7 protein-coding genes are annotated in these 14,468 nt (G+C 64.9%); 5 read left to right on the plus strand and 2 right to left on the minus strand.

Annotated features, from left to right (window positions below; translation table 11 throughout):
- Nucleotides 1-844: 844 nt before the first annotated feature.
- From CFB35_RS34635 to CFB35_RS26520, 5 genes are all read left to right on the plus strand, one after another.
- Nucleotides 845-8,014: an ESPR-type extended signal peptide-containing protein gene (locus CFB35_RS34635; protein ID WP_143328759.1), complete on the plus strand. Its 7,170-nt coding sequence runs from the start codon at nucleotides 845-847 to the stop codon at nucleotides 8,012-8,014.
- 124 nt (nucleotides 8,015-8,138) lie between these two features.
- Nucleotides 8,139-8,807, plus strand: a complete 669-nt coding sequence (locus tag CFB35_RS26505; RefSeq protein WP_059575442.1) for an OmpA family protein — start codon at nucleotides 8,139-8,141, stop codon at nucleotides 8,805-8,807.
- A 389-nt stretch (nucleotides 8,808-9,196) separates the two neighbouring features.
- Complete coding sequence (locus CFB35_RS26510) at nucleotides 9,197-10,342, plus strand: DUF2827 domain-containing protein (RefSeq protein ID WP_089465747.1); 1,146 nt, start codon at nucleotides 9,197-9,199, stop codon at nucleotides 10,340-10,342.
- A 14-nt stretch (nucleotides 10,343-10,356) separates the two neighbouring features.
- Entirely contained in the window at nucleotides 10,357-11,511 is a 1,155-nt protein-coding gene (locus CFB35_RS26515; RefSeq protein ID WP_060968368.1) for a DUF2827 domain-containing protein, read from the plus strand.
- Nucleotides 11,512-11,539: 28 nt separating this feature from the next.
- Entirely contained in the window at nucleotides 11,540-12,676 is a 1,137-nt protein-coding gene (locus CFB35_RS26520; protein WP_089465748.1) for a DUF2827 family protein, read from the plus strand.
- Between the two features lie 24 nt (nucleotides 12,677-12,700).
- Here the strand turns inward: CFB35_RS26520 and CFB35_RS26525 are convergent, their stop codons facing one another.
- On the minus strand, nucleotides 12,701-13,117 hold the full coding sequence (locus CFB35_RS26525) for a hypothetical protein (protein ID WP_059575451.1): 417 nt from the start codon (nucleotides 13,115-13,117) through the stop codon (nucleotides 12,701-12,703).
- Between the two features lie 72 nt (nucleotides 13,118-13,189).
- Nucleotides 13,190-13,993 carry an EAL domain-containing protein gene (locus tag CFB35_RS26530; RefSeq protein ID WP_059575453.1) on the minus strand — a complete coding sequence of 268 codons (804 nt, stop codon included), beginning with the start codon at nucleotides 13,991-13,993 and terminating at the stop codon, nucleotides 13,190-13,192.
- Between the last annotated feature and the right edge of the window lie 475 nt (nucleotides 13,994-14,468).

Below are 14,468 nucleotides of genomic sequence, written 5' to 3' on the forward strand. Positions count from 1 at the left end.
CTGCGCCGGCGTGGCGGACAAATTGCCGCACTCGGATCTGACATTTCGGCCCCCTCCGACTGGACGCAGACCCACGGTCTGTGGCGCCCCGTCGACACCCCGCGAAACACCCCTCACGAGTGCGCCCGCTCAACCTCTGGCACACGCGCCGATTCCGCGATAACGCCGATGTCAACACGATCGTCAATAGGACAAATCCGATAAATCGGCGCAGATTGTTTCATTCGGGCGTTCTGTAGCAATTTTTTACAACTTGGACGGCCGGACGGCCCGGAACGCCCGTCATACGGGCCCCGGCGCCGGACGGAATGCGCACGTCAGCACAATCAAATGCACCTCGAATCAGATTAATTTGACTGCGAGATAATCTTCACACTAAAACAAAAATTCAATAAAAGCCAAAATATTAACAAGTTAATAATTCCGCTAGCGCATTAGCTCACCACAATCCAGAAAACATTACAAACATGAAAGAATCAGGCGATGCGCAAACGTTTGCCATTTCATTTGTCTTACTTTTTACCAGATGCAGGGGGTTGACCACCGCACAAAACCTCCTCAACGTATTGATTTTTATAGGAAAATCAGAATACCGCCCGCAGAATTCAAACCATACTTGAAGCATTCTTGCATCTTTCAAATTCATTCGCCCCTCTTGCACAAAAACCCGCCTAATTAACCATTCTTTAACTTTTAAAACGCTTCATTTATCACTGTTTGTCAATCTATAAAATCCGCCTCCAATAAACTCCGCCCATCAATTTTGAGATTCACGCGAGCGCACGGAGTAATCCTCTAACAAAAGAGACCGGTGTGTGGCGTGCACATTTGGAGGTAGCAGGATATGAACCGCACATACCGCTCGATCTGGAACGAAGCGCTCGGCGCGTGGGTCGCAGCATCGGAAATCGATTCGGCACGGGGCAAGCCGAACAAGTCGGCTGTCGTGGTGGCGGCCGTCGCGGCGCTGGCGATCAGTCTGCCCGGACTGGCCGAAGCCAATACGCTCAACACACAGCAAACCTGCTTGACGGGAAGCAGCGGCGCGGTCGGCCGCGTCAACCCGGGCGGTACGCAAAACCAGGCCGGCGACGGCTCCGGAACGTATTCGGTCGTCGCCGGGTGTAACTCCAACGGCAACGGCTGGACCGGTGTCACGGTTTACGGCTCGTTCGCGCAGGCAAACGGCAATGGCGCCGTCGCCACCGGCATGCAATCGTCGGCCGGCCTCTGGGGTGTCGCGGCCGGCCTCGAAACCACCGCGAGCGGTGCCGGTGCAACCGCACTCGGCTTCGGCTCGACGGCGAGCGCGCTGAACTCCGTCGCGATCGGCGGCGCAGGCGGCAACGGAACGACGCCGCTGTCGCAGGCAAACTCGACGCTCGCATCGGGCGCGGGCGCAGTTGCCATCGGCAGCAACGCAACGAAGGGCGCGCAGTCCGCTGCGTCGGACGGCATCGCGATCGGCGGGCAGTCGTCCGTCGCATCGACCGCCACGTCGGGCATCGCACTCGGCCGCGGTGCGACCGTCAACGGTGCATACGGCATCGCGCAGGGCGACGGCGCGGTTGCGGGTGTCGCCGGGAATACCTCGATAACGAATAACGTCGCAGTCGGGGCTGCAGCATCTTCGACAGGCGCCAATGCAATTGCACTGGGCGGTAGCGCCAAGGCATCCGGGGCCAACAGCATGGCAACCGGCTTCAACGCAAGCGCCACCGGAGCCACCAGTTACGCGGGCGGCTTCGGCGCGGTTGCGTCGAACACCGATGCAACGGCTATCGGCAATCAGGCCACTGCCAGTGGGGCCCAGGATACCGCCATCGGTGTGACGGCCGTTGCGTCGGGCGGGAACGGGGTCGCGCTCGGCAACAGGGCAGCCGCAACGGCCGGCAATGCGACCGCCGTTGGCGCGTCAGCTAGCGCGTCGGCCGGCCAAGCCTCGGCGTTTGGCCTCGGCGCCAATGCAAGCGGCACGAACGCAACGGCACTGGGTATCGGAACGGTCGCGTCGAATTTCGCTACGCTGGCTGCCGGCAATCAGTCGACCGCCGCGGGTTCCGCCGCTGTGGCGCTGGGAAGTACTTCGACCGCGGCGGCGAATTCGTCGGTTGCGATCGGCGATACCTCGAGCGTTTCGTCAACGGCCGGCTTGGGTTCAACGGCAATTGGCTACCGTTCAACCGTCAAGTCCGGCGTCGGCGCCGTTGCGATCGGCAGTCAACAGACGGCGAGCGGTAACGGCGCGGTGGCGATCGGCGATCCGAACATTGCGAACGGCACGGGCGCCGTGACGATGGGGGCAAATAACATCGCCGCAGGCAATGCGGCGGGAACGACCGCCGCGAACGGTGCCGTGGCAATCGGCAACAGCAACAGTGCGATCGGCCAGGGCTCGGTTGCACTCGGCAATAGCAATACGACCACGGCGGCTGGCGGCATCGCGATCGGCGATACCGCGGTATCCGGCGCGACGAATGCACTGGCATTCGGGGCCGGCGCCAACGCGAACGTGGCGGGCTCGGTTGCGCTCGGCTCAGGTGCGACCACGACCGCTGCCGCCAGTACAGCGACGGGCGGCACCGGTGCGGTCAGCAGCACGACGATCGGAAGTCAGACATTCGGTACCTATGCCGGCGCGAGTTCGGCCGCTGGTGTTGTAAGTGTGGGCGCCGCCGGTGCCGAGCGCCGCATCCAGAATGTGGCGGCCGGCTTGATCAGTGCAAGCAGCACGGACGCGATCAACGGTAGCCAGCTTTACGCGGTGGCCAGCACCACGACGTCGAGCATCGTCAGCTTGTCGACCTCCACGTCGACGGGCCTCTCGTCGGCCAATAGCTCGATCTCGTCGCTGTCGACCTCGACTTCGACGGGCATCAACTCGTTGTCTACCGGCCTTAGCTCGGCTAACAGCTCGGTCACGTCGCTTTCGTCGTCCACGTCGACTGGCCTCTCGTCGGCCACCAGCTCGATCACTTCGCTGTCGACCTCGACTTCGACCGGCATCAACTCGCTGTCCACCGGCCTTAGCATAGCTAACAGCTCTGTGACGTCGCTGTCGTCGTCCACGTCGACCGGCCTGTCGTCGGCAAACAGCTCGATCACTTCGCTGTCGACCTCGACTTCGACCGGCATCAATTCTCTGTCCACCGGCCTTAGTACAGCTAACAGCTCGGTTACGTCGCTTTCGTCGTCCACGTCGACGGGCCTCTCGTCGGCAACCAGCTCCATCACGTCGCTGTCGACCTCGACTTCGACCGGCATCAATTCGCTGTCTACTGGCCTCAGCTCGGCTAACAGTTCGGTCACGTCGCTTTCGTCGTCCACGTCGACCGGCCTGTCGTCTGCGAATAGCTCGATCACCTCGCTGTCGACCTCGACTTCGACCGGCATCAATTCTCTGTCCACCGGCCTTAGTACAGCTAACAGCTCTGTGACGTCGCTTTCGTCGTCCACGTCGACCGGTCTCTCATCGGCCAACAGCTCGATCACGTCGCTGTCGACCTCGACTTCGACCGGCATCAATTCGCTGTCCACTGGCCTCAGCTCGGCAAACAGCTCGGTCACGTCGCTTTCGTCGTCCACGTCGACGGGTCTCTCGTCTGCGAATAGCTCGATCACCTCGCTGTCGACTTCGACCTCGACGGGCATCAACTCGCTGTCTACTGGGCTCAGCTCGGTCTCGACGAAGACAGACAACCTCGGCAGCAGCACCGCGTCGGCACTTGGCGGCGGGTCGACGTACGACCCGACGACGGGCAAGGTCTCGGCCCCGGCGTACACCACGTACAACGCGAACGGCTCGACATCGACGGCCAACAGCGTGGGCTCGGCGATCGACAGCATCAATAGCCAGGGCATCAAGTATTTCCACGCGAACTCGACGGGCCCCGACAGCATCGCGACGGGCACCGACGCCGTCGCCATCGGCACCGGCGCCGTCGCCGGCACGAACAACTCCGTCGCGCTCGGCGCGAATTCGACGACCGCCGCGGCCACTCCCACGAGCAGCGCGTCCGTCAACGGCGTTACGTTCGGCGGATTCGCCGGCGCCACGCCGGTCGGCACCGTCAGCGTCGGCGACCTCAACAAGGAACGGCAGATCACCAACGTCGCTGCCGGCCAAGTGACCCAGACCAGTACCGACGCGATCAACGGCAGCCAGCTTTATTCCGTCGCCCAACAAGTCGGTACCGCGACCAGTGCCATTTCGTCGCTGTCGACGTCGACTTCGACCGGTCTGTCGTCCGCGAACAGCTCCATCACGTCGCTCTCGACCTCGACTTCGACGGGCCTCTCGTCGGCTAACAGCTCGATCACGTCCCTGTCCACGTCGACCTCGACGGGCCTGTCGTCGACCAATAGCTCCATCACGTCGCTCTCGACTTCGACTTCGACGGGCCTGTCGTCGGCCAACAGCTCCATCACGTCGCTCTCGACTTCGACCTCGACGGGCCTGTCGTCCGCGAACAGCTCGATCACTTCGCTCTCGACCTCGACTTCGACGGGTCTCTCGTCGGCTAACAGCTCAATCACCTCGTTGTCGACCTCGACTTCGACGGGTCTCTCGTCGGCTAACAGCTCAATCACCTCGTTGTCGACCTCGACTTCGACAGGTCTTTCGTCGGCCAACAGCTCGATCACCTCGCTGTCGACCTCGACATCGACGGGTATCAATTCGCTGTCGACGGGACTCAGCTCGACCGATAGCTCGGTGATGTCGCTGTCGACTTCTACGTCCACCGGTCTCTCGTCGGCCAACAGCTCGATCACCTCGCTGTCGACCTCGACATCGACGGGTATCAATTCGTTGTCGACCGGCCTCAGCTCGACCGATAGCTCGGTGATGTCGCTGTCGACTTCTACGTCCACCGGTCTCTCGTCGGCCAACAGCTCGATCACCTCGCTGTCCACTTCGACTTCGACCGGCATCAACTCGTTGTCGACCGGCCTCAGCTCGACCGATAGTTCGGTGATGTCGCTGTCGACTTCCACGTCCACGGGTCTCTCGTCGGCTAACAGCTCGATCACCTCGCTCTCGACCTCGACCTCGACGGGTCTGTCGTCGGCCAATAGCTCCATCACGTCCCTGTCGACCTCGACTTCGACGGGCCTGTCGTCGGCCAATAGCTCCATCACGTCCCTGTCGACTTCGACCTCGACCGGCCTGTCGTCGGCCAACAGCTCGATCACGTCGCTGTCGACTTCGACTTCGACTGGCCTGTCCTCGGCCAATAGCTCAATCGATTCGCTGTCCACGTCGACCTCGACTGGCCTCTCGTCGGCAAACAGCTCGATCACGTCCCTGTCGACTTCGACCTCGACCGGTATCAACTCGCTGTCCACCGGCCTGAGCTCGACCAACAGCTCGGTGACGTCGCTGTCGACCTCCACGTCGACTGGCTTGTCGTCCGCGAACAGCTCGATCACGTCGCTCTCGACTTCGACCTCGACGGGCCTCTCGTCGGCAAACAGCTCGATCACGTCCCTGTCGACCTCGACCTCGACCGGCATCAACTCGTTGTCAACGGGTCTCAGCTCGACCAATAGCTCGGTGACGTCGCTGTCGACTTCCACGTCCACTGGCCTCTCGTCGGCCACCAGCTCGATCACCTCGCTGTCCACATCGACCTCGACCGGCATCAGCTCGCTGTCCACCGGCCTGAGCTCGACCGATAGCTCGGTGTCGTCGCTGTCGACCTCCACGTCGACCGGCCTGTCCTCGGCCAACAGCTCGATCACGTCGCTCTCGACCTCGACCTCGACGGGCCTCTCGTCGGCTAACAGCTCAATCACCTCGCTGTCGACCTCGACTTCGACGGGCCTGTCGTCCGCGAACAGCTCCATCACGTCGCTCTCGACCTCGACTTCGACGGGCCTGTCGTCGGCCAACAGCTCGATCACGTCGCTCTCGACCTCGACGTCGACGGGCCTCTCGTCGGCTAACAGCTCCATCACGTCGCTGTCCACGTCGACCTCGACCGGCTTGTCGTCGGCGAACAGCTCGATCACCTCGCTGTCCACGTCGACCTCGACTGGCATCAACTCGCTGTCCACCGGCCTGAGCTCGACCAACAGCTCGGTGACGTCGCTGTCGACCTCCACGTCGACGGGCCTGTCGTCGGCCAACAGCTCCATCAGTTCCCTGTCGACTTCGACGTCGACCGGCCTGTCGTCCGCGACCAGCTCGATCACGTCCCTGTCGACCTCGACCTCGACCGGCATCAGCTCGTTGTCCACCGGCCTGAGCAGCACGGACAGCACGATCACGTCGCTGTCGACCTCGACGTCGACCGGCATCGGCTCGCTGTCCACCGGCCTGAGCAGCACCAACAGCGCGGTATCGTCGCTGTCGACCTCCACTTCGACCGCGATCAACGCCGCGAAGACGCACTACTACAGCGTCAACGACAACGGCACGCAGCAAGCCAACTACGCGAACGACGGCGCCACGGGCACCAACGCCCTCGCCGCCGGCGTGAACGCCAGCGCGGCGGGCGCCAGCAGCGTGGCAGTCGGCGACGGCTCGAACGCGCAGACGGCAGGTGCGGTCGCGATCGGCCAGAACGCCTCGGCAACGGGCGGCAAGGCCGTGTCGATCGGCTCCGGCAACACCGCGTCCGGCGATGGCGCGGTCGCGATCGGCGATCCGAACGTGGCGACGGGCACCGGCGCAGTGGCGATGGGCGCGAACAACACGGCGACCGGCGACGGCGCGGTGTCGCTCGGCAACCAGAACACGGCAACCGGCGCCAGCGCGCTCGCCCTCGGCAGCGCGAACCAGGCCACCGCGGACAACACGATCGCGCTGGGCAGCCAGGCCACGGCCAGCGCCACCGGCGCCCAGGCCTACGGCTCGGCCGCCAAGGCCACGGCCGCCGACGCACTCGCCTTCGGCACGAACGCGCAAGCGAACGTCGCGAACTCGATCGCACTCGGCGCGAACTCGGTCACGGCGGCAGCCGTCGGCACGTCGAGCGCCACGATCGGCGGCGTCACGTACCCGTTCGCGGGCGGCTCGCCGGTCGGCGTGGTGAGCGTCGGCGCACCGGGCCAGGAACGCCAGATCACGAACGTCGCCGCGGGCCGCATCTCGGCCACGAGCACGGATGCGATCAACGGCAGCCAGCTCAACGCGACGAACACGGCGCTCAACACGCTGTCGACGTCCACCGCGTCGAACGTCGCGTCGCTGTCCACCGGCATCAACTCGCTGTCCACCGGGCTGAGCACGACCAACAGCAACGTGGCCTCGCTGTCCACGTCGACCTCGACCGCGATCAGCTCGCTGTCGACGGGCCTGAGCACGACGAACAGCACCGTCACCTCGCTGTCGACGTCGACGTCGACCGGTATCGGTTCGCTGTCGACCGGCCTGAGCACGACGAACAGCAACGTGGCGTCGCTGTCGACCGGCGTGACGAACATCAACAACCAGTTGAACCAGTTGTCGACGACGATCAACAACAACACGACGCGTGCAGTGAACAACAACGGCATCGCCGCCGACATGAACGGCACCGGCAGCGATCACCCGACCGTCACCGCCGGCTCGAACTCGGTGGCGATCGGCGCCGGCTCCAACGACGGCGGCCGCTCGAACGTGGTGTCGGTCGGCAGCGACACGCAGCAGCGCCAGATCACGAACGTCGCGCCGGGTACGCAAGGCACCGATGCGGTGAACGTGAACCAGCTGACGCAGGTGCAGACGACGCTGTCGACGGCGCTGTCGGGACAGCAGGCGCAGATCAACTCGCTGGGTTCGCAACTGCAGCAGACCGACCAGATGGCGAAGCAGGGTATCGCGGCTGTCGGCGCGATGGCCTCGATCCCGCAGCTCGATCGCGACGCCAACTTCGGGATGGGCGTGGGCACGTCGACCTTCCTCGGCCAGAAGGCGATGGCGGTCAACATGCAGGCGCGCATCACGGAGAACCTGAAGGCGTCGATCAACGGTGGTTTCAGCGGCGGTCAGAAGGTGATCGGCGCCGGCGTGCTGTACCAGTGGAAGTAATGCGTCGCGCCGCCAGGCCGCCCAGCTCGCCAGCCGTGCGGCCCGCGGCGGCCCCGACGGCCAGACGAGCCCGCCGCGCAACCCGTGGCGGGCTTCAGTCAACCCAAGCATTGAGGATGTAACCGTGAACAAACTCGCTCTTGCGCTCGCGCTTTCCGCAACGGCCCTCGCCGCATGCTCGACCGCATCCGGTCCGACCTTCAGCGCCTCCGAACTGCAGCCGCGCGACGGCGTGCGCACCTTCCAGGTGGACTGCCACGGCCTGCTGTCGGGCCCGCAGACCTGCATGAAGGCCGCCCGCAAGATCTGCGGCGACGAGCCCGTGCGCGCCGTCGATTCGGCCCGCGCGCTGCGCGACCAATCCGATCCAGCCACGCTGGTCTTCCAGTGCGGCGTCGCACAGGCCGAAGCGGCCTCGGCCGCCACACCCGCACCCGCTGCCGCCGTCGTCGAGCGCGTGAACCTGTCGGGCGACGCGCTGTTCGCGACCGACCACGCGACGCTCGCACCGACCGCGCGCGAATCGCTGGACCGGCTGCTGAGCGAGCGCGCCGACCGCACGTACTCCCAAGTGACGGTCACCGGCTTCACCGATTCGGTGGGCAGCGACGACTATAACCTCGCACTGTCGAAGCGCCGCGCCGAATCGGTCGCCGCCTATTTGAAGGCGCATGGGCTGAAGACCGATTCGATAACGGTCTCGGGCCGCGGCAAGGCCGATCCGGTCGCGTCCAACGCGACGCCGGAAGGCCGCGCCAGCAACCGCCGCGTCGAAATCCGGCTGCAGCACTGAGCCGCCTGCGGCCGCCCATGCGGCCGCGCTATCCGACGGGCCGCACCCGCCGCGCCGGAATTCCGCCGGACCACCGGGCGCCGCTTCGCCGGCGCCCGTCCCCGTTGGCCATCGGCTATGTCAAAGTTCGTCACGCCCTGCCAAAAACGGCGGTTTCCATGCCACAATCGCCGCAGACAGTCGCCGGGGCAGCCTGCCCGACGCGCGCCGTGCCGGGCGTGCCCGGCGACACGCCGGCATCCGGCTGCCGCCTTCGCGAATCTCGTCGCCCGATTCGCACACCGCGGCGCACCGGCGCGAATCCAACCATGACAACCCACGGCGCGCCGCTGCCGGCCAGACGCTCGACGCGATGCCCGGACGCACGACGCCGCAGAGGAAACCAACCGGTGACGGACATCAATGAAGCCGCCGCGGGCGGCACCCGCAAGCAACGGCCGGCGGTCGGCATCTCGCTGTTTGCGCGCGACGGCCAGGCGATCTGGGAAAACGGCATCCACCAGAACATCGCGTTCCTCGCGATGATGCTCAAGCGCTCGGACCGCGTCGGCCCCGTCTATTTCCTGAACGGCGGCGACGCCACTGCACTGCCGGCCGGGCTCGAACTCGACGGCCTCGACATCCCGCTCGTGAAACCCGCCGACGTCACGCACGAACTCGACGTCGTGATCGAAATGGGCGCGCAGTTGCCGGTCGAATGGCTGCGGCACATGAAGGCGCTCGGCAAGAAGATCACCGCGTTCTTCTGCGGGCACGTGTATGCGGGCCTGTGCGAGACGCCGATCTTCGGGAAACCGTCGGGGCACGTGTTCAACGGCGCACCGTTCGACGAAGTATGGCTGCTGCCGCAATACGACAAGACCGCCGCGCCGATGCTGCGAACGATCCTGCGCGCCCCCGTTCACCTGATGCCGCACATCTGGTCGCCGTACTTCCTCGAGCGCCGCGTGGCCACGCTCACCGACGAAGGCGCGACGTTCGGCTATCGGCCCGGCCAGCGGCCGTGGAGGCTCGCGACGCTCGAGCCGAACATCTCGGTCGCGAAGTCCTGTCACTACCCGATGCTCGCGTGCGACGCGTTCTACCGCACGCGGCCTGATGCGGTGCAACACATGTTCGTCGTCAATTCGATGCACATGAAGGAACATCCGACCTTCCTGCACTTCGCGAACAGCCTCGATCTCGTGCGCCAGCACAAGGCGACGTTCGAACCGCGGCTCGACCTGCCGGGCTTCATGGCGCGCCACGCGGATGCGGTCGTGTCGCACCATTGGGAAAACGGGCAGAACTATCTGTATTACGACGTGCTGTACGGCGGCTATCCGCTGATCCATAACTCGACGCTGATCGGCGACGCCGGCTATTACTACCCGGACTTCGATTCGGCCGCCGGCGGCCGCGCGCTGCTCGAAGCGTGGCTGCATCACGACGAACGCCTCGATGACTACCGCGCGAAGGCCGGCCGGCTGCTGCAGTCGGTCTCGATCGACAACCCCGCGAACCTCGACGCGTTCGTCTCGCGTCTGGTCGCCTGAACCGGAGCATACGCATGTCGGACTCCAATGCCCGTCAAGCGCCCGGCGAGGGCAAGCGCCTCGTCGTCGGCGTGTCGCTGTTCGTGCGCGGCGCCGGCCAGTCGCTGTGGGAAAACGGAATTTTCCAGAACTGCCTGCTGCTGATCCTGCTGCTGCGCCAGTCGCCGCTCGTCGCGGATGCCGTGATGGTCAACGGCGGCGAACAGGTCGCCGATCCGCAGATGATGCTCGGCGAGTGGAACGTGCCGCTGCTGTCGATGGACGAAGCGCTCGAGCGCTGCGACGTGCTGATCGAGATGAGCGCGCAATTCGGCGCGGACTACCTGCGCGCGTTCCGCGAGCGTGGCGGCAAGGTCGTCACGATGCGGGTCGGCAACGACTACGTGATCGACATCGAGCGCGCGATGTTCGACAAGCCGTCGGGCTTCCTGTTCTCGGGCGCGCCGTACGACGCGGTGTGGACGATTCCCGAATTCGAGCGCTCGTGTCTGCACTATTACCAGACGGGCTTGCGCGCACCGGTCACGATCGTCCCGCACATCTGGCATCCGATGCTGTTCGACAAGGCGCGCGCGACGCTCGGCGCCGGTTTGTCGTTCGGCTATCAGCCCGGCAAGCCCCGGTGGCGCGTGACGATGTTCGAGCCGAACATCTGCATGGTGAAGACCAGCATCATCCCGATGCTCGTGACCGAGGAAGCGTATCGCGCGAAGCCGGCGTTCCTCGAATTCGTGCGCGTATGCAACACGCTGCACCTGAAGGAACATCCGACGTTCGTGCACTTCGCGAAAAGTCTCGACATCGTGAACCACGGGATCACGACGTTCGAAAGCCGCTACGCGGTGTACGAATTCATGGCCGCGTACGGCGACGCGGTGGTGTCGCACACGTGGGAGAACGCGCAGAACTACCTGTATTACGAGTTGCTGTACGGCGACTATCCGCTGATCCACAACTCGCCGTTCCTCGGCAAGGCCGGGTATTTCTATCCGGACTTCGATTGCCAGGCGGGCGGTCGCGCGCTGCTGCAGGCGTTCGCCGAGCACGACGCGAATCTCGACGCGTACCGCGAGCAGTCGAGGCACGTGCTCGACTCGGTCAGCATCTACAACCCCGAGAACGTCGCGGCCTATACGGACGCGATCGCCACGCTCTATCGCGACGCGTGACCTGTCCCCGCCCCACGGAGCAGATCCGATGAAACTCAATGTCGCGATAACGATGAACGTGCAGCGCGACGCGACGCAGTCGATCTGGTACAACGGCGCGAACCAGCACTGCGTGTACCTGTACATGCTGCTGAAGCAGTCGCCGCTGATCGGCGAGGTCTGGCTCGCGCACGACGACGGCGTCACCGAGTATCCGCAGGCGTTGATGATGGACGCGTTCGGCGACGCGCTGCGGCCGCTGTCGGCCGTCGTTCACGAGACCGACCTGCTGATCGAGATGAACGCTTTCGTCGACCCGTCGCACACCGACGTCGTGCGCCGGCGCGGCGGCAAGTGCGTGTCGTACCGCTTCGGCAACGACTACGTGATCGCGGTCGAGACGATCAACTTCGAGAAGAACGACTGGCGACCGAACCCGCACCGCGTGCAGTTCGACGAGATATGGACCAATCCGCAGCACATGCATACGTGCGCCGCGTATTTCCAGGCCGTGTACCGCGCGCCGGTGATCGAGCTGCCGCATATCTGGTCGCCGTATTTCATCGAACGCAGCCTCGACGCCGATCCCGAGCTGAAGGCGCGCTTCGGCTATCGCAACCACGGCCGGGCCAAGCGCATCGCGTTCTTCGAGCCGAACCTGAACGTCGTGAAGAGCGCGATCGTGCCGATGCTCGCCGCGAACGCGTGCTACGTCGACCATCCGGAGCTCGTCGAGCACGTGTACATGACCAACACGTTCGACAAGAAGGAGAACGTCGCCTTCAAGCATCTCGCGCTCGGGCTCGAGATGGTGCGCGACGGCAAAGCCACCGCCGACGTGCGCGCGCCGTTCGTCGCGTGGGCCGCGCATCACACCGACATCGTCGTGTCGCACCACTGGGAAAACGGCCTGAACTACCTGCTGTACGACGCGCTGTACGGCAACTACCCGCTCGTGCACAACTCGCCGTTCCTGCGCGACGTCGGCTACTACTATCCGGACTTCGAGATCTTCGATGCGGCGCGCGCGATCGCGACCGCCGCGCAGACGCACGACGCACGGCTCATCGACTACGCGGCCGCCGCCCGGCGCTGCCTGCACCAGGTCGACGCGCTCGCCGAGCACAACGTGCGCGCCTATTCCACGCAGATCCAGCACCTGTTCGCCGATCGCCCGCTCGGCTGATTGCGATCGCACGCGCCCGTCGCGTTACACGCGTACCCGATCGCCGCTTTGCGCGGCGAACGCGCGGCCGTGCCGCCGCCCGATGCGCGCGAGCACCGCGAAACAACGGGCTGCCGACCGGCCCGCGCGGCCCGATTGCCTGACGAGGCTGTCGCATACGCCGCGCGCGATCGCCGACTCGTCACCGCACGCGCCGGCAATGACGCCCGCGTAATAGTGCCGCGCCGCCAGCTCGCGGCCGCCCGCGTCGAGCGGGTTCATCCGCTGAATGCGGCGCGCGACGGTCGTCAGGCCGTCGAGATAGGGCGCGACATCGATCGGGGCATCGGGCGACTCGGCGCCCAGTTGCCCCAGCATGTCGGCCAGTTCGGCGAGGGCGATCAGGCCGCGCACATCGGTTGCCTGCGTGCCCGTTCCGCCTCCGGCTTTCGTCTCCGCCATCTCCACGCCCCTTTTTGCGATTCGTCCCGCCCCCGACGCGCATCCCGCGCGCCGCCCTGCCCGTTCCCGCGATCACGCGGCGGCCGGCGACCGCCACGAAAAGCGGATGCCCTGCGCCCACGCGACGCCGGCATCCACGATGATCTGCCGGTCCATCTCGCTTTCCACGCCCTCGACGACGACGTGCCGCGCACCTTCATGCGCAAACGCGATCAACCGGCGAAACCGGTATCGCCCGATCGCGTTGCGCTTGATCATCGACAGAATCGAGCGGTCGAGCTTCACGATGTCGGGATTGCCGACCACCAGATTGTTCAATGCACTGAAACCGACACCGAAATCGTCGATCGCGATCCGGCACCCGGCGCGCCGGAGGCGGTCCACGAACGACCGGCCCGCGACAGGGTTCAGCGGCCCCGTCTCCGTGATTTCGACCACCAGCCGCGCCGCCACCGACGGCTCGCACTCGAGCCGCCTGAAGATCGCGAGCCACGCGTCATCCACGACCGCACTGGCCGCCGCGATGTTGCACCCGTACACGGCACCGGGATCGGCGCGCAGCGCGTCGATCATCCGGCCGACCACCAACCGGTCGAACCAGCGCATCAGCCCGAGCGCTTCGAGGCGCGGCAGGAAGGCGAGCGGCGGCAGCGCGTCGCGCTCGCCCCATCGCAGCCGCGCCAGGCATTCCTGGTACAGCACGCCGCCCGACAGGTCGGCGCGGCACACGGGCTCGCGCGCGAATCCGAGCCGGCTTTCGACGAAACTGCGTACCGACGCGAGGTCGGGATGATCGTCGCGCGCGCCGAACACGCGGTCGATTTCGTCGCGATTCGCTTTCCGATTCGCCTCCTGGCGAGCTTCGACCGCATTCATCCGGCGCTCCGGCAAATGGCGAGCCGCCGATCGCGGCTCGACCTCAACACATCAGCGGAACGAGCCGACCTCGACGCGCTCCGCCGCCCTACCCGGCCCATCCTGTCATGTCGATTTTTCCGGGGAGCGGATTGTTCGCTGCGGCGCCGTCAAATTCGATATTTTTTACGATATTCGGTTACCTGAAATACATCACGCACGCGCGATGCCGACAGTGCGACAGGTTACACAACCCGAATTACAAGGAACCCGAAGCTCGAGTCGTTTATCTTTTTCGTCGAAACAGTTTTATCTGAATCGTCTCTTCACGAATTCCCCGTCTCGAGAATCAGGGCACCGTCAATTGATCTGACCAATACCGTGCCGTGAAGTACCGATCACGCGCGACAGGCCGCGGTGAAACACCGTTCCCCATACACGACCCGCCCCGCGAGAAACCCGTTTCCGCCCGCCATTCGATCATCACGGCATTCAA

Origin of the sequence: Burkholderia sp. AU16482, assembly GCF_002223285.1 — a bacterium.
Classification (GTDB): domain Bacteria; phylum Pseudomonadota; class Gammaproteobacteria; order Burkholderiales; family Burkholderiaceae; genus Burkholderia; species Burkholderia semiarida.